Below are 17,256 nucleotides of genomic sequence, written 5' to 3' on the forward strand. Positions count from 1 at the left end.
TAGCAAGAGTGAACCACCTGATCCCTTCCCGAACTCAGAAGTGAAACCTCTTCGCGCTGATGGTAGTGTGGGGTTACCCATGTGAGAGTAAGTCATCGCCAGCTCATTATTCTAAACACCCTCAACTCACGTTGAGGGTGTTTTTTATTCGGGAAAGAAAATATTAAGAAGAAAAGTAGAAAAAGAAAGGAAAATAAAACCATCTGAGGATGGCTTTAATTCAACGGATATTGGCTACTTTATTAAGCTAGTAAGTCAAAATTAAAGTGCATCTTTTAAGTTTTTTTGGTGCTGTTTGACTTGTTTCGCGTAGCGTTTACCTTGCTTTTTCATTTTTCGATTACTATTGTAGCCAGTAGGTCCCACATTGTAATAGGCCAAAGCTTTAGGCCATTTACCCGACTGATTTTTATAATGATTTAAAATAAATGTACCACAGTTGATATTGGTATGTTCATGGAATAAATCGCCAGGACAAGTCTGCTGCCAATAACGTGGAATAATTTGTGTGAACCCAACTGCACCTGAAGGTGAAACAGCATAGGCACGATAATTCGATTCTTGTCTAATAACTGCAGCGACAAGCAGAGGATCAACATTATGTTGTTCTGCACTTTGTACAATGATTGGTGCTACACGATTTGCTGTATCAGGATGCACAGCATAAGCCTTTTGGATCCCTGTAGAAAGTTTAGCTGAGCGTTTTGCAAGAGAGCCACCTCCTAGTGGAGAGCAGGCTGCTAACGTTAAAACAGTACAACCAATACTGAATATTTTTATAGATGGATATTTTCTAAATGCATTAAAAATCATATTAAAACTATATCTGTCATTTTGGCGTATGTGAGTATATATACTGATTTTGAGGTGAGCGATTGGTTCAGTCAAGTGAACTGAAGATTTGAATTGTATCGTGTCAGCATAATACAGAGGTTTCGTTTTGTTTTATCGAATGATTGGATAAACCAATGGAGTCTGATCTATCCTTAGGTTTTAATAATATGTCAAATTGATGACAAGTTTTTTATTTAATATAAACTATTGGAATAGAACAAATAAACTGCAATTTTAAGATAAAAGTACGTACAATATCGGCTTTTTAGCACTTTGAAAATTGCTTATTGCACAGGGAGTAAGTGTGTTAGAAGTCTTTGTACAATTATGTGGTGGTATTGGCCTATTTTTGATTGGTATGACCATGATGACGGACAGCTTAAAAGATATGGCAGGGGAAACCTTGCGTATTTGGTTGTCTAAGTTCACAGGTTCACCCATTAAAGCTGTGCTTTCAGGCATCGGTTTAACTTTAATTGTACAGTCTTCTACGGCAACAACTTTAGCCACGATTGGTTTTGTTAGTGCGGGGATTCTTACTTTTGCTCAGGCAATTGGTGTCATTATTGGTGCGAATATTGGCACAACCAGTACGGGTTGGATGGTGGCATTTTTAGGTGTTAAATTTTCCATCACCAGTTTTGCATTACCTTTGCTGGGTTTGGGTGCAATGCTCAAATTATTTAGTCAGGGGCGAGTTGCATTATTTGGAATGACATTGGCAGGTTTTAGTCTGATTTTCCTTGGCATTGATATGTTGCAAGTTGCCATGTCAGGTTTTGCTGAACGTGTCGATTTATCAGTATTTTCAAGTAGATCTTTGATTGCGCAACTCAGTTTGGTTTTGGTCGGTATTATTATGACCATTCTGTTGCAATCTTCAAGTGCTGCAATTACCGCGACCTTAGCAGCATTGGCCAGTGGTGCGATTGATTTGCAACAGGCTTTAGGTTTGGTGATTGGACAGAATATTGGTACGGTGGCGACAGCCATTATTGCTGCAATTGGTTCAACTGCAAATGCCAAACGTACTGTAGCGGTTCATGTGATTTTTAACATCATTTCAGCCATTTTTGCTTTTATTATTTTAAAACCGTTATTTCTTGAGCTAACACAAAATCAACGTCTTATGGCAACATGGGACAATGTGGTGATTGTTGCTGCATTTCATACAGCATTCAGTATTTCTGGTACTTTGATTATTTTGCCTTTTATCCGTCAGTTCGAAAAACTGATTATGAAAATTATCCCCGATCAAACTCAATCGGTTTTATGTTATCTCGATCAAGCGAGTTTATCTGTGCCCGCCTTGGCTATTCATGCTGCATCAAAGGTGATTTACCATAGTTTGTATGACGTTTTGGTGATGCTAAAACTGGCTATCCAAGAGGGAAGATTACCTTCAAAAGTACGTTTATTACAGCTAGATGAAGTACTCATTCAAGTCCAACGCTATTTGGAAGAAATGTCGATTTCAGAAAATGAAGCCGATCAACAGCGTTTAATGGCGATGCTTCGTTTGATGGTGTATTTACGTGTTTTACGAAGTGATTTGGAAAATATTACTTTAGCAAAAGAAATACGCACCCAACCTGCAATTTATCAAGTTGGCTTAGATTTTGTACAAATTCTTGATGAACATCTAAAAGAAAAGGATGATTTTGATGTGCATAAACATGTACTAAGTCTAAATACCGAATTATCTAATTTGAAAAAATGGACAGAAGATCAACGTGCCGAAAACCGTGAAAAAATGCTGCAATATATTGCCGTGAATCAGCTCAATGCTGCGACAGGTTTAGAGTTGTTGGCGGCACAACGTTGGTTGGATCGCGTGATTGCGCATGCACAGCGCTTAGCTAACGTGTTGGTTGAAAATTCACGTAAACCAAGTTAATGATTTTAGGCTATTTTTTCGATAGTTACTTTTATATTTAAAAATGGCCTAAGCGAATTCACTTTTAATCTCAATCAAGCGTATAATTTGAGCATCGTTTTTTACAGTATTTTTTCAATGACTCCAGCAGCTAAACTTTTAAAAGCCAAGAAAATTCAATTTTCTATGCATGAATATGAACATGATCATAATGCTAAAAGTTTTGGTTTAGAAGCTGCGGAGAAGTTAGGCTTAGATGTCACAGAAGTATTTAAAACTTTATTGGTCAGTGATGATAAGCATTATTTTGTGGCGATTTTACCTGTCCATTACCAATTAAATCTTAAAAAAGTTGCGGCTGCTTTTCAGTGTAAAAAAGTACACATGGCTGATCCTAAAGATGCTGAGCGTTTGACAGGTTATTTGGTTGGGGGCATTAGTCCAATTGGGCAGAAGAAACAACTGAAAACAGTGATTGATGCATCCGCTCAACAGCTTGCAACTATGTATGTGAGTGGAGGGAAGCGGGGATTAGATATTGGTTTAACACCAAGCGATTTGGCAAAAGTTTTAAATGCTAATTTTGTAGATATTGTAGATGCATGATATGTTGAACTTTATATTGTTTTGAGTCCAAAGCACACAGATGCTTGTTCTTGTATGAATGTAGCAACTATTCCTATTCGTTTCATCTCAGTGATTCTTGTTCCAAGCGACCATTTAATAACAAAAAAAGTTATCTTTAAGCAATAAATAGGGTAATTAAAAACTCGTATTGATGATTTTTTAACAAACTAAATTTTATGTTATATTAGTGAAAGTTAAGAAATTCTGAGAGGTGCAGTATGGGTAAGCGTCTTAAAGACTACACAATCGAAGATCGAAAAGCTCGTCCAATGTGTCCAGCTAAACCTATTGACTTTGGTGATGATGAGACTACCAATCGCATTATGTTAGATGCTGCTAAACGTGTAATTCGTCGGCATAAAAAAGAACTTATTGCGCTTGCTCACAAATGAGTCTAATGCCCTCAACTTTTGTCGTTGCTGTCTATTTTGATATATCTTTATTACGTTATGAGGCAGTCATTTAGAATGACTAAATTTTCTGCCTTATGACTTAATATCAGCCAAAAACTTGCGAAATCTCTCTCACATCGCAAACATAGACGAATAGTCAGATGAAGTTTACAAAACTTACAAGAGAATAGTTGAATAATAATTACAATAATATATTATAAAAACATATATTGTTTTGGGTGTTCAAAATGCATGATTATCTGCTGGCATTAATCGGTGGTGGATTGCTTGGTCTTGCAGTCGTGGGCTATTTATATGTTCATGGTCGTATTGCAGGCATTAGTGGTTTACTGGCTCAAGTATTAAATCCGCAAACGCTGTTCAAAACGCCTGCATTGTGGTTTGTGTTAGGTATTTTCATTGTGCCTTTTTTCTATGGCATCGTGGCTCAACCTAAAGTTGAATTGAATGCAAGCCCATTGATGATGATTGTGGCGGGATTGTTGGTTGGTTTCGGTACTCGTTTGGGTTCGGGTTGTACCAGTGGACATGGTATTTGTGGCATGAGTCGTTTATCTAAGCGCTCCATTGCAGCAACAGCTACCTTTATGTTAGCTGGCTTTATTACCGTTTATGTTATCCGCCATATCACAGGAGCATTCTAAATGAAAAATTTCTTAGCCTTTGTTTTCGGTGGTATTTTTTCAGCTGGATTGATTCTTTCTGGTATGTCGAATCCTGAAAAAGTTTTAAACTTCCTCGATCTTTTCGGTACATGGGATGCAAGTCTGGCATTTGTTATGATGGGTGCAATTGCGGTTGCCTTTATTCCATTCCAAAGAATTATGCGCCAAGCTGAACCAAAAACCATTTTAAATGAACCAATTGATTTGCCTAAACAAACTCAAATTGACTCTAAACTGATCACAGGTAGTTTTATTTTTGGTATCGGTTGGGGCGTTGCAGGAATTTGTCCAGCGCCAAGTCTAACCTTGATTGGTTTAGGTTATTATCAAGCAATCTATTTCATTGTTGCAATGTTGGTGGGGATTCTCATTCATCGTAAGGTTGCAGGAGCATAAGATGCACGCAGATATTCAGCATTTTTTTGATGAAAATACTAATACATTCAGTTATGTGGTAAGTGATCCTGTAACGCGTCAATGTGCCATTATTGACAGCGTGTTGGATTATGACCCTGCATCTGCGACTACTTCAACAATTCATGCCGATGAAATCATTGCTTACATCCAAAAAAATGAATTAACGGTTGAATGGATTTTAGAAACGCATGTGCATGCCGATCACCTGACAGCTTCTCAATATTTAAAAGAGCAGTTGGGTGGTAAAATTGCCATGAGCCATAAAATTTCGATTGTGCAAGAAACATTTAGTGCTATCTATAACTTGGATATCAAGTATTTCAATTCACATCAATCATTTGATTATCTGTTTGACGATCATGAAACTTTTACGATTGGTGAATTACAAGCCTATAACATCCCTACACCGGGGCATACGCCTGCTTGTTTAAGCTATGTGATCGGTGATGCTGTATTTGTAGGTGATACTTTGTTTATGCCTGATTATGGTACGGCACGTTGTGATTTCCCGAAAGGCAGTGCAGGGCAGTTGTACGATTCTGTGCAAACGCTATACGCATTGCCTGAAGAAACACGAGTGTTCTTATGCCATGATTATCTACCAGAATCACGTGAACAATATGAACATGAAACACTGCTCAAAACTCAAAAAGAGCAGAATATTCATATTCATACAGGGGTAAGCAAAGCTGAATTTATTGAGATGAGAACTCAGCGTGATGCTACTTTAACGATGCCTAAATTGATTCTGCCATCAATTCAAATCAATATGGACGCAGGTAAGTTCCCACAACCTGAGGCCAACGGCATTCGTTATTTGAAGTTGCCTTTGAATTATTTTAAATAAAATTTTAAGAAAAGTTCATCTTGTATGTTATTGCTTAGGTTTATACAAATAGCCTAAGCAATATTATAAGTTTCACGATAAAAAGCACATATAAAATTTGATTTATAAACTCAAAACTCATTAAATAGATTAATCATTTGTATTCAAGTTTAGAGTCTATTTTATGTTATTAAATTATCAAATCACGCAAAATCAGCCTGAATCTACGTTGCCATCTTTGGTTTTTATTCATGGTTTATTTGGTAGTTTGAGTAATTTAGGCATGCTCGCACGTGCATTTCAAGAACAGCGCACCGTAATTCAATTAGATGTGCGCAATCATGGTAAGTCTGCGCATTGTGATGACATGAATTATGCAGCAATGGCACAAGATGTTTTAGAAACACTGAACAGCTTGAATATCGAACAGTTTTCTGTGGTTGGGCATTCAATGGGCGGTAAAGTTGCAATGACTTTAGCTCCTCTGGCTGCTGGGCGTTTACAGCAATTGGTTTTATTGGATATTTGTCCTTTTGCTTATCCTGAAAATCGTCACGATCAAATTTTTACAGCTTTGTTTGCTGTGCAAGATGCACAAGTTGAAAGTCGCCAAGCGGCGATGGAAATTATGCGTGAGCATCTTCAAGAAGAAATGGTCGTGCAATTTTTGATGAAGTCATTTAGCAAAGGGCAATGGTTATTTAACTTAAATGCATTACGTGAACATTATGCAGAAATTTTGTCATGGCAGACGGTGCAGAGTAATGTAGATACTTTGTTTATTCGTGGTGGTAATTCGCCTTACATTGAAGCGCCTGAGCATTATGCCGCTATTCAAGCACAGTTTCCTCACGCAAAAGTTGAAACAGTTGCTCATGCAGGGCATTGGTTGCATGCTGAAAAAACCGCAGAAGTATTGGCATTCATGACTGAGTTTTTAGATTAATCTTGTCTAGTATTTTGCATCATTCGATGATCTAAAATGATCTCAGTTTTTAAATCAATTTTTAAACCAATACTCCATTTGGAGTATTGGTTTTTTATTCATACTGATCTGCATAGATTAACGGTTTAGCTTTTATTCTCAACAATAAAAAAGAGCTGACGTTGAATCATCAGCTCTTTATTTTAAACTTAAGCAACCTTAATTACTTATGCTTTTTCTTCTTCATTGCCAGCAAGTTGCTTTAGCAAATGCTTTTCAAGATAGTGAATATCCATTGCTTGTTTGCAGAAGTTTTTATCTTGCAGAATCAAGTCTTTGTGCAAAGGAATGTTGGTTTTAATTCCTGTTAAGATAGTTTCATCCAAGGCTTGACGCATACGCGCAATACTGGTTTCACGATCTTTACCATGCACAATCAGTTTAGCAATCATTGAGTCGTAATACGGCGGAATGCTATAACCTTCGTAGATGTGTGAATCTACACGAACACCTGCACCACCTGGGGCATAGAAGTGTTCAATTTTACCTGGTGAAGGTACGAAGGTGGTTGGGTCTTCTGCGTTAATACGACATTCGATTGCGTGACCACGAATTTCAACCTGATCTTGCTCAATGTCTAAACCTAGACCTGCAGCAATACGCAATTGTTGTTCAATGATGTCAATGCCTGTCACCATTTCAGTTACAGGATGCTCAACCTGAACACGTGTATTCATTTCAATGAAGAAGTATTCATCATCTTCAAATAAGAATTCGAAAGTACCTGCACCACGGTATTGCATTAATTTACATGCATTAACACACGCTTCTAAAATATCGGCACGTGCTTGTTCTGGTAAGTTAGGTGCTGGCGCTTCTTCAAGAACTTTTTGGTGACGACGTTGTAAAGAACAGTCGCGGTCATAAAGGTGAATCGCGTGACCATTACCATCAGCCAATACTTGTACTTCTACGTGACGTGGCTTTTGTAAGAAACGTTCCATATAGACCGTGTCATCACCAAACCACATTTCTGCATCACGTTGAGCCGCTTGAACTGATTCAAGCAGGGTGTCTACGCGCTCTACAATACGCATACCACGACCACCACCACCAGCAGCCGCTTTTACAATGAGCGGGAAACCAATTTCTTTGGCTTCAGCTAAAGCATTGTGTGGTGTAACGGCGTGTGCTGAACCCGGTACAGTTGGTACGCCAGCTTTACGCATTGCAGTAATTGCAGAAACTTTGTTACCCATTAAGCGAATATGCTCAGGGCGTGGACCAATGAAAATGAAACCTGAACTTTCTACAATTTCAGCAAATTCGGCATTTTCGGCAAGGAAACCATAACCAGGGTGAATGGCATCTGCACCTGTAATTTCTGCTGCAGTAATAATTGCAGGAATATTCAGGTAACTTTCACTGCTCGCACCCGGACCAATACACACGGCTTCATCACAAAAGCGTAAGTGCATCAGGTCTTTATCGGCATCTGAATAGATACCCACGGTTTTGATCCCTAAAGTTTTGCAAGCTCGGGTGATGCGCAGGGCAATCTCACCACGGTTTGCAATTAAAACTTTTTGCAACATTGTGAATCCCCGAGGTCTTAAGCGCGGTAGCGGAAGAGTGGTTGACCAAATTGAATCACTTCGCCATTTTTAACTAGAATTTCTTCAATCACGCCACTTTGAGTTGCTTCAATTGGGTTCATGATTTTCATTGCTTCAATAATGCCAAGCGTTTCACCAGCAGAAACAGTTTGACCCACTTTAATAAATGGTGCTTCACCTGGGCTTGGTGCTGCATAGAACACGCCAACCATTGGAGAAGTTTCAACAGCACCACGTGGTGAAGATTTAGGTGCAGATGGTACTTCTGCAGAAGGTGCAGGCATTGCAGGAACTGCTGCCGCTACTACTGGACTGCGACGAGTTAATGCAATCGACTGATCGCCTTCTTTAACTTCAATCGCTTGTAAGTCAGATTCAATCATCAAGTCGATGAGTTTCTTGATTTTACGAATATCCATGGACAGTATTCCTAGTTTAAGATTGTGTAGTAGGTTGAATTTTTTCAAGAACAAAGTCGAGTGCTGCGGCATAGCCTTTTGCGCCTAAACCGCAAATCACACCAATGGCTTTGTCTGATAAATATGAATGATGTCTAAACGCCTCACGTGCATGCACATTCGACAAATGGACTTCAAGAAATGGAATAGCGACCCCTAACAAGGCATCACGTACCGCAACAGAGGTATGCGTTAATGCAGCAGGGTTAATAATGATATATTGTGTGCCATCTAACGCGGCTTGATGAATTCGGTCTACAATTGCGCCTTCCCAATTACTTTGGAAAGTATCTATAGAAATTGATGCTTTTTGCGCTTGTGAAATGAGCTGTTGATTTATATCCTCAAGAGTGAGGTAACCATAAACTTCGGGTTCACGCTTTCCTAGCAAATTTAGATTCGGTCCATGAATAACCAAAATGGTCGAACTCATTCCGCTTGCTCCAATAAATAATTGCAATAATACTTTGCAAGATGTCTGCAAAGTTTGCTAATTATGGCATAAAATTCCACATTTTTTTTGTAATTTGTTTAATTTGACGTAGAAAGCGTGTGCCAAAATGAGGCTCTATAATGAAAACTTTGCAGGGAATTCGCAATGTTAAAAAATTACATTTTTAGTTTTTTTTGCTGATTTTTATATTCTAAAACAACTGACCAAATCTATTCATTTGTTTTCTGTAACGACTGATCAAGCGAGTGACTTGAACTGGTTTGATTCGGAATGTCAAAGCCAGAAAACAACCAACATCAATATCGCATTTCTTTATAGCATGATATTTCGTTGCTGTTTATAAAAAATGGCGATTCCATTTTTTCAGTTCATTCAAAGTAGATGACCACACAAACTGCAGTGGATCATCTAATACGTTTTGTGATCATCGTTCAAGTGGTTATGGATTCGATAGAAAGATCATTTCGATAATAAGATATTTTAAAAATTCAACTTTATTTAAATAAAACATGAGCTTAAATGGAATGCTTTGATTGATATATTTATCTATATTTTAGTCTGGAATAGATGCTCCTACGCTGCGTATTATATTTTGAGTGGGGTGCTGTTGGTTTTATGTACACTTTAATTAAGTTGTAGATTGATCACAAGACCAAGCACATGCACGATCTGCACGGATATCTACCTCATTTAAAAATATGACGTGGTATCGAACAAAAAAACGGTGATGAAAGTTTCAGCAATTTTTTTCTAGCCAATGTTCTTCTACTCAATAGCCCGCAGCATCTACATCATAGATAAAATTTTAGAACGCATTGACCTTTTATTTCAAAAATCACCTTAAAAATGGCGTTATCGTAAAGTAGAGCAATATGTTCGGTATTGGCAAAAGTTAAGTGATCTTGTTCTGAATCTTGCTTTATTTGCTGTTAAAGCTCAGAAAAGCTTAATCCGGCTGTTGTTTCTCTGTTGCAGAAGGTGCTGCATCAAAACTGACAATCACTTTTAAACCTTGCGGTTGGTTAGCCTGAAATTGAAGTAGGTAGCCATATTGCTCTAATAATACTTTGACTAGAGTTAGACCTAAGCCATAGCCTTGTTTATGCGCAGATTTACGCCAAAAACGCTGAGTCAGAATGGTAAAATCATCTTCATTCAGGCTTTTGCCTTGGTCTGCAATGATCAATTGCAGGTCTTGCATATAAATTTGAATGTTTGGCGCATCCTCTGCATGCAAATAAGCATTTTGAATCAAGTTTTTCAGTACCATGTGCAACGCAGGCGCTGGAATATTAATGTGTTGTGCTACCAAACTCGCCCAATCAATCTGTAATTTCGCTGATAAATTGGGATATTCCACAGTCAGTTCCGACAAGACTGTTTCTAATACGCTACGCATATCTGCATGGCTATGTGCCGCTTGAATACCTGCTTCAGTTTGACTGAGCAATAACAGTTGTTCCAAAAGTTGTTGATAACGTTGGATGCTGCGTTCTGCGTGTTTTAAATTGTCGATGACTTTGGCTGTATCTTGGGCAGATGCGGTTTGATTCAACATCAATTGGCTCAGTTGCACATGCGTTTTAATAGCCGTTAACGGCGTGCGCAGTTCATGCGCAGCAAATGCACTAAAGTTTTTTTCGTGTTCCAGACTTTTATGTAGGCGTTCAATCAGCATCAATAAGTTATCGACAAAAGGCTGAATTTCTTTAGGAATTTTTTGTGATCTCAGTTCAATTAAATAACGAGAAGCTTCATCTAAAGATTGTTTTTTCTGAATTAAGTGGCGGGTGATGTGATCGAGCGGTAAAAACTCCAGACGGATAATCCACAAAATTAGCAAAATACAAATAATCAAAGTAAGCAGTAAAGGAATCAGTACCGACTGTAAAATTTGTTTAAGTAGGTTTTGCCGTAACTGAATTTTTTCAGCCACCACCACCTGAACTTCACCTTCACGCAGTACATAACTACGCCATTGCAGTCCATTTTCTGTCCATGTGCTGAAACCGACTTGTTGGTTTTTTAAATTTTTCGGTGCGCCTTGAGTGCGTGCAATCACATGCTGTGGTAATGAAACATCGGCACGGAAAATAGAGACTTCACAAGCAATTAAACTATGTAGCAAGGCATTTTCTGATTCGGCATGCAAACTTTCTGTGAGTTGTTCTAGGGGCAGTTGCTGAATCAGGCGGGCGACCATACGGGCTGAGGTAGAAAGTCGTTCATCCAGCGTATTTTGTAAGCGTTGTTCCAAGTCATGGTAGAGCCATGCAAAGACAATCACCCACAGCAAAATAAATGCACAGCTGATGGTCGATACCAAACGCCATTTCAGACTGTAGTTTTTCATGTCAGCAGCTCAGGTTTAAAGATGTAGCCGACACCACGCACCGTTTGAATAAAATCGGGGTGGATTTTATGCCGTAAATGGTAGATATGCACATTTAAGGCATTGCTTTCGATACTGTCTTGAAAGCCATACACTTTATCTATCAGTTCTTCATTTTTTAAGATTTGGTTCGGATGCCGTAAAAAGGTTTCCAATAGGCTATATTCACGGCGTGAAAGCTGAATGTTTTGTGAATGCCAACTGACTTCTTGTGTATCGAGGTTCATGTGTAACTGACCACTTTGCAGTTGGTTCGATGAATAACCACGATGACGGCGGCTTAATGCATATACACGGGCAATCAGTTCATTTAATTCAAAAGGTTTAGTTAGGTAGTCATCTGCTCCTAAGTTGAGCGCCTGTACGCAGTCTTGAGTATGATTCCGCGCGGTTAATACCAATACTGGAATATGAATGGCATCTTTACGCCAGTTTTCGAGTAACTGTAAACCATCTTGGTCAGGCAGACCTAAATCGAGCAGGCACAGATCTACCGCACTATGACGTATGAAGTAATCGGCATCGCGCGCGTTATTCACGTGTTCGACTGAAATACTTAAAAATTCGAGTGCTGCCACAATACTTTGGGCAATATAAGGATCATCTTCCACCAAAACGACGAACATATTTGCTCCTATACCACAGTCAGCCCAATATATGACACATCTCGATCACGCCACAAATTTAGATTAGGCACCTACAATGCTCAAGTTTACAAAGAAAAATCTTTATTAATGTTCTCTTAATCTACACTTACCGATAATACAGTCAGTTTTTTAATTTTTAGTATAAATACATGATTTTTATTCGCGTCATTGCTTATTTTGTGTTGAGTCTGTGTGCGGTGTGGGTCAATGCTGCCAATGAATTTTTAGCGTCCGATCAAGCTTTTAAGTTTCAGGCGACGTCATTGTCTGAACAAACGGTTGAACTGAAATGGGATGTCGCACCGCATTACTATTTATATCACGATCAATTCAAAGTCAGTCAGGCTCAAAAGCCGCTTGCTTTTAAATTGCCTGCAGGGCAGGAAAAAGATGATCCGACTTTCGGGCTGACACGTGTGCATTATGGGCAAGTGACAACACAGATTCAGGTGAAGCCTAATCAGCAATATCAAATTACTTGGCAAGGCTGCGCTGAAGATGGTTTGTGTTATCCCGTACAGCGTAAAACGATTCAAACCGATGCCGATGGTTTATTGCCACAGCATAATTTAAGTGCGGGCAAAGGTAATTTACTTCAGCAACTCAATCAGAATAATCAGGCTGCTTTAAACACTAACTTAAATGATGCAGATAAGCATCAAGCCAATGGTTCTAGTACACAAAAACAAGTTACGACAACTGCAAATACTGTAACGACAAAAGAACTCAAACTTGAACAGCAAACGCTAGAAAACAAAGCACAGCTTGCTGAAAATGCGGTTGCTGTAACACAAGCTGATCCTAAACTTACCCCTGAATCAGTAGAAAACGTTGATTTAGCAAATTCCTTAGAGATTGAAAATACAGATACGGCATTGACAGACAATACATTCGCTGCATCAGCCAATTCAAGCAATACGGAAACAGCCAGTAGTACGAGTCTGAATCAGCAATGGAACAATGATCAATTTTTCCTGAATTTATTGTCTGGGCAAGGGTTGTTACTGAATGCGTTTATCTTTTTAGGTTTTGGGGTATTACTGGCTTTTTTACCGTGTTCATTGCCGCTGATTCCAATTCTTTCTGGCATTTTGGTGCAGCGCAATACAGGCTATAAAGCGGCAGCAATTGCGATCACCTTTATCGTCAGTATGGCGCTAGTCTATGGCTTGATGGGCGTTGTTGCGTCACACATTGGTTATAGCGTACAGCGTTGGTTCCAAAATCCCGTAGTGATTGCAGTTTTTGCTATGTTGTTTGTGCTCTTTGCTTTAAACCTGTTTGGACTGTATCAGTTGTCATTACCACAAGCAGTGTTACAGCGTTTAGATCGTATTCAGCAATATCAAAAAGGCGGTACTTTATTGGGTGCGGGCGTTATGGGGGTGATTTCTGCACTGATTGTCGGGCCATGTATGAGTGCGCCTTTAGCGGGAGCATTGCTGTACGTCTCACATTTGGATCAAGCAGCATTGGGTGGTTTATATTTATTCCTGCTCGGTTTAGGTATGGGGATTCCTTTACTTATTGCCAGCGTGTTTGGCGCGAAATATTTGCCAAAGCCAGGTTTGTGGATGGAACGGCTAAAATTTAGCTTTGGTTTTATCATGTTGGCAATGGCTTTGTATTTTGCTCGTCCGCTATTTTCTGTGACTTGGTACTATGTTGCTTTTGCTGTGGTGTTATTTGCCTTCGCTGCATATTTAATTGCAATTTTGCGCCACGTGTTACATCGTCCACAGCGTTTTTCGTTATTGGCTTTGGCGGCAGTAATCGCCAGTAGTGGAATTTGGCATGTCAATCAGAGTATTGCCAGTGTCAATGCGCAGGTACAAGCAGACCAATTACAGCCATGGATCAAAGTACGCACAGAACAAGAGTTGAATGCAGCTTTGGCCGCACATGCTCATCAAAAGATTGTGATTGATGTCTATGCCGATTGGTGTGTGGCGTGTCAGCCGATTGAGCGTGATGTGATTCCTCGTACCGATGTGCAAGATGCTTTAAAGCATGTGGTGCGGATTAAACTCGACTTAACCGAACAGCATCCTTCACAAGATGCCTTATTGAAAAAATGGCAGATTTTAGGGCCGCCAACGTTGTTATTTTTGGCAGATCCACAACGGGAACAACGTGAATTGCGTCTAACAGGTGCTTATAACGCAGCGCAATTGATTCAAAATATTCATCAACTGCAAGAGGCTGCGCCATGATTCAATCCGCAGTCTTGCAGTTAGGCATGTTGATGATTCCATGGCCATTGGTGTTTTTATTGCTAGGACTGATTGTCGTCTTTGCAATGGGTAAATTTTTTCAGCGTCGTTATACATGGAATGCACAGACTTGGACAGGTTATCAGGATGCATTATGGAATGCGCTGTGGATTGGTGCTTTAGTTGGGCGGGCAGTTTTTGTGTTGCAGCATTATGAGCTGTACTTTGCCAACCCGATTGATATTTTAAAAATTCAGGACAAAGGCTTTCATCTGATTGCCGCAGTTATGGCAGGTGTGGCGTGGTTTGTCTGGAAAAATCGCGCTATTCAACGTGTTGTTCTGGCATGGGCAGTTGCGCTCTTTATTACAGTACAAGTTGTAGGTTGGAGTCTTATCCAACCTTTGCAGACGCAGCATGCCTATCCCAATCTAGTATTGCACAACCTAGCGCAACAACCTCAAGATTTAGCTCAATTTTCAGGGCAGCCCACGGTGATTAATCTCTGGGCGACTTGGTGTCCAGTTTGTCATCGTGAAATGCCTGTTATGCAACAAGCACAGCAAGATTTCCCTGAGGTCAATTTTGTATTTGCCAATCAAGGCGAATTTGCAGCAGAGATTCAAGCCTATTTACAGAAACATCGATTTCAGTTTGAACACGTGTTATTAGACCCTGCAGCTCGTTTAGGACAACACTTCAATATGTTCGGTTTGCCAAGTACTTTGTTTTTTAATGCACAAGGAGAATTGGTCGATCATCACATGGGTGAATTGACCAAGCCGATGCTGCAGCATTATCTGAAAAAAATACAAGCGAATCCATAAATGCGCTCTTAACGATTTGAAAGAAAACCCGCCGTGAAGCCAAAATTAAGGACAATCAATATGACATCAAACATCAAAAATAACATGCTGAAACTGGCGATAGGTATGAGTCTTGCCAGTAGTGTGACTATGCTGCAAGCACAGGACAACCTCAAACAGCACATTGAAAAAGAAGGTTTTAAGTTTGTGCAGCAAATTCAGGCACCTGAACAAATGACAGGTTGGGCAGGGCATATTGAACAAAGTCCTGCGACAGTGTTTATTTCCAATGATCAGAAATACTATATTGTAGGCACTTTGTTTGATGCACAAGGCAATAATTTAACAGTTGATGCCTTAGACCGTTATGTGAAAAAGTCGGTACTTGAAGATGTGTGGCAAAGTCTGGAACACGCTACTTGGATTCAGGATGGGCAAACCAGTGCTGAAAAAATTGTCTATGTGTTTTCAGACCCGAATTGTCCGTATTGTCATACCTTTTGGAAGCAGGCACGTCCGTGGGTAGAATCTGGCAAAGTTCAGTTAAGACATATTATTGTGGCGGTGATCCGACCTGAAAGCAAAGGGCAGGCCGCGACTTTATTAATGGCGAAAAACCCACAGCAGACCTTTAATGAGTTTCATCGTCAATACGGTCAAAAGAAATTAATTGAACAAAAAAATGTGCCTGTACATGTAGAAAAAACCTTAGAACAGAATCAGGCACTGATGGATAAATACGAGTTCTTTGCTACACCTGTTGTGCTTTGGAAAAATAAACAGGGCGAATTACAGTCGGTACAAGGAATGCCAAAATCTATGAAAGATGTGTTTGAGTGATTTTAAAAATTTCCGAGCAAATATCTAACTGAATATTCAAATCTAAAGCGCAAAAAAGCTTGCTCTAATTGCATTGGAGCAAGCTTTTTGATGTAAAAGATTCAGTCTTTTATTTCTGAATACGAATCGCAAATTGAATGACGTGGGATTTGCCCTGATGCAGTTTGCCTTCTGAGCGTTCTACATCGCCCACAAAGAAATGAATCAGATGATCGTGTTTAAAATGGCTTAAAAACTCGATAGGATCGTACAGCATTTCTACTGCACGTGGGCCGCCCGTTTTATATTCTAGCTGACGAGTAGAATACAGCTCACCAACAAATAAACCGCCGTTGACCAAAGTTTCGCGCACGCCATTTAACACTTTTTGCTGTGTTTCAGGGTTAAAGTGACCAAATACACAAATCACGTTGTCATATTGATTCGCTGGCCAATTCACCTGACTTAAATCTTGCTTTCGTGTATTTAAACTTAAACCACGTTGCTGTGCATAGCCTTGGGCCTTATCTAAAGCAACTTGCGAGTAGTCCCACAAATCTGCTTCAAATGCTTGCTCATTGGCTTGTGCCACAGCTGCCAAATATAACAAGTTACGACCTTCACCTTCGGCCAAGCCCAAAGTTTTGCCGTGAATAGGCAGTTTTTGCGTAATGTCCTGAATGAACGCATTGGCTTGTTCACCATAAATATGGTCATGTTGGCTATAGCGTTCATCCCATTCATTATGGATATTTGACATAGTTTCGACTCGGTAAATAATTTGATGCTGTTATTCGGCTGTAGATGGAGAAAACTCTTTAAATGCTGCCACGGCGTTTGCGGCATACATGAGTGATGGGCCACCGCCCATATAAACAGCAATACCTAAAATTTCATTCAATTCTTCAAAAGTCATACCCATTTTGACCAAAGTTCTGACGTGAAAACCGATACAACCATCACAGCGTTGTGCTACGCCAATTGCCAGTGCAATAAATTCTTTGGTTTTGGCATCAATTACGCCATCTTTCATCGCAACTTGTGACAGGGCATTAAAACTTTTAAGTAAATCGGGAGATTGTTCTTTAATGGATTTGATATTAGACGAAATTTCAGCAGTGAGTTCGGTATATTTCATGTTGTTTCACCATCAAGCAGATTAGAACCTAAAGATAATATAACATATATTTAAATATATTATGTTTATATGTATTAATTAGCAGCTTTGCTTAAATTCAGTAAATCTGTATTTATAGCATTATCAATTC

General features: G+C 39.4%; 18 protein-coding genes and 1 rRNA gene. 11 read left to right on the top strand and 8 right to left on the bottom strand.

All coding sequences use genetic code 11. The features are described from left to right. Nucleotides 1-104, top strand: a 5S ribosomal RNA gene (gene rrf / locus HYG89_RS11900); the annotation flags it as partial. A gap of 157 nt (nt 105-261) precedes the next feature. Here rrf and HYG89_RS11905 read toward each other — a convergent pair. Then, nucleotides 262-813, bottom strand: coding sequence for a lytic transglycosylase domain-containing protein (locus tag HYG89_RS11905; RefSeq protein ID WP_004973862.1), 552 nt, complete (start codon nt 811-813; stop codon nt 262-264). Nucleotides 814-1,138: 325 nt separating this feature from the next. On the opposite strand from HYG89_RS11905, the gene HYG89_RS11910 reads away from it, so the two are divergent. The 7 genes from HYG89_RS11910 (at nt 1,139) to HYG89_RS11940 (ending at nt 6,604) form a co-directional block, all read left to right on the top strand. After that, nucleotides 1,139-2,731 carry a Na/Pi symporter gene (locus HYG89_RS11910; protein ID WP_178867704.1) on the top strand — a complete coding sequence of 531 codons (1,593 nt, stop codon included), beginning with the start codon at nt 1,139-1,141 and terminating at the stop codon, nt 2,729-2,731. A 117-nt stretch (nt 2,732-2,848) separates the two neighbouring features. After that, nucleotides 2,849-3,316, top strand: a complete 468-nt coding sequence (gene ybaK, locus HYG89_RS11915) for a Cys-tRNA(Pro) deacylase (RefSeq protein ID WP_004973860.1) — start codon at nt 2,849-2,851, stop codon at nt 3,314-3,316. A gap of 239 nt (nt 3,317-3,555) precedes the next feature. Next, nucleotides 3,556-3,729: a hypothetical protein gene (locus HYG89_RS11920; RefSeq protein ID WP_004973856.1), complete on the top strand. Its 174-nt coding sequence runs from the start codon at nt 3,556-3,558 to the stop codon at nt 3,727-3,729. Nucleotides 3,730-3,977: 248 nt separating this feature from the next. Further along, the gene (locus HYG89_RS11925) at nt 3,978-4,394 is read left to right on the top strand and encodes a YeeE/YedE family protein (protein WP_004973854.1); all 417 of its coding nucleotides are present in this window, start codon (nt 3,978-3,980) and stop codon (nt 4,392-4,394) included. Then, nucleotides 4,395-4,811, top strand: coding sequence for a DUF6691 family protein (locus HYG89_RS11930; protein ID WP_004973852.1), 417 nt, complete (start codon nt 4,395-4,397; stop codon nt 4,809-4,811). A gap of 1 nt (nt 4,812) precedes the next feature. Beyond that, a complete protein-coding gene (locus tag HYG89_RS11935) occupies nt 4,813-5,679 on the top strand; it encodes an MBL fold metallo-hydrolase (RefSeq protein ID WP_004973849.1) in 867 nt (288 codons plus the stop codon). A gap of 163 nt (nt 5,680-5,842) precedes the next feature. Continuing rightward, entirely contained in the window at nt 5,843-6,604 is a 762-nt protein-coding gene (locus HYG89_RS11940; RefSeq protein ID WP_178867706.1) for an alpha/beta fold hydrolase, read from the top strand. 206 nt (nt 6,605-6,810) lie between these two features. Here the strand turns inward: HYG89_RS11940 and accC are convergent, their stop codons facing one another. The 5 genes from accC to HYG89_RS11965 all read right to left on the bottom strand — a co-directional run bounded on the left by accC (nt 6,811) and on the right by HYG89_RS11965 (nt 12,129). Beyond that, nucleotides 6,811-8,178: an acetyl-CoA carboxylase biotin carboxylase subunit gene (accC, locus tag HYG89_RS11945; RefSeq protein ID WP_004973841.1), complete on the bottom strand. Its 1,368-nt coding sequence runs from the start codon at nt 8,176-8,178 to the stop codon at nt 6,811-6,813. 17 nt (nt 8,179-8,195) lie between these two features. After that, a complete protein-coding gene (gene accB, locus HYG89_RS11950; RefSeq protein WP_004973838.1) occupies nt 8,196-8,618 on the bottom strand; it encodes an acetyl-CoA carboxylase biotin carboxyl carrier protein in 423 nt (140 codons plus the stop codon). Between the two features lie 16 nt (nt 8,619-8,634). Beyond that, nucleotides 8,635-9,090 carry a type II 3-dehydroquinate dehydratase gene (gene aroQ / locus HYG89_RS11955; RefSeq protein WP_096902340.1) on the bottom strand — a complete coding sequence of 152 codons (456 nt, stop codon included), beginning with the start codon at nt 9,088-9,090 and terminating at the stop codon, nt 8,635-8,637. A 967-nt stretch (nt 9,091-10,057) separates the two neighbouring features. Further along, complete coding sequence (locus HYG89_RS11960; RefSeq protein ID WP_178867708.1) at nt 10,058-11,464, bottom strand: ATP-binding protein; 1,407 nt, start codon at nt 11,462-11,464, stop codon at nt 10,058-10,060. Then, nucleotides 11,461-12,129 (bottom strand): response regulator transcription factor, encoded by a 669-nt coding sequence (locus HYG89_RS11965; protein ID WP_104851944.1) that lies wholly within the window; start codon nt 12,127-12,129, stop codon nt 11,461-11,463. The genes HYG89_RS11960 and HYG89_RS11965 overlap by 4 nt, the downstream gene beginning before the upstream one ends. Before the next feature lie 170 nt (nt 12,130-12,299). Between HYG89_RS11965 and dsbD the strand changes: the two genes are divergently transcribed. The 3 genes from dsbD to dsbG are packed head-to-tail and all read left to right on the top strand — an operon-like array spanning nt 12,300 to nt 16,009. Continuing rightward, on the top strand, nt 12,300-14,363 hold the full coding sequence (gene dsbD / locus HYG89_RS11970) for a protein-disulfide reductase DsbD (RefSeq protein ID WP_131261988.1): 2,064 nt from the start codon (nt 12,300-12,302) through the stop codon (nt 14,361-14,363). Then, nucleotides 14,360-15,190 (top strand): TlpA disulfide reductase family protein, encoded by an 831-nt coding sequence (locus HYG89_RS11975; RefSeq protein ID WP_104851946.1) that lies wholly within the window; start codon nt 14,360-14,362, stop codon nt 15,188-15,190. The genes dsbD and HYG89_RS11975 overlap by 4 nt, the downstream gene beginning before the upstream one ends. 60 nt (nt 15,191-15,250) lie before the next feature. Continuing rightward, nucleotides 15,251-16,009, top strand: a complete 759-nt coding sequence (dsbG, locus tag HYG89_RS11980; protein WP_178867710.1) for a thiol:disulfide interchange protein DsbG — start codon at nt 15,251-15,253, stop codon at nt 16,007-16,009. Between the two features lie 109 nt (nt 16,010-16,118). On the opposite strand, the gene HYG89_RS11985 is transcribed toward dsbG, so the two are convergent. Beyond that, the gene (locus tag HYG89_RS11985; RefSeq protein WP_178867712.1) at nt 16,119-16,748 is read right to left on the bottom strand and encodes a class I SAM-dependent methyltransferase; all 630 of its coding nucleotides are present in this window, start codon (nt 16,746-16,748) and stop codon (nt 16,119-16,121) included. Between the two features lie 30 nt (nt 16,749-16,778). Beyond that, the gene (locus HYG89_RS11990) at nt 16,779-17,126 is read right to left on the bottom strand and encodes a carboxymuconolactone decarboxylase family protein (protein ID WP_004973824.1); all 348 of its coding nucleotides are present in this window, start codon (nt 17,124-17,126) and stop codon (nt 16,779-16,781) included. Nucleotides 17,127-17,256 lie beyond the last annotated feature (130 nt).

The organism is Acinetobacter sp. SwsAc5 (assembly GCF_013391485.1).
Lineage (GTDB): Bacteria > Pseudomonadota > Gammaproteobacteria > Pseudomonadales > Moraxellaceae > Acinetobacter > Acinetobacter towneri.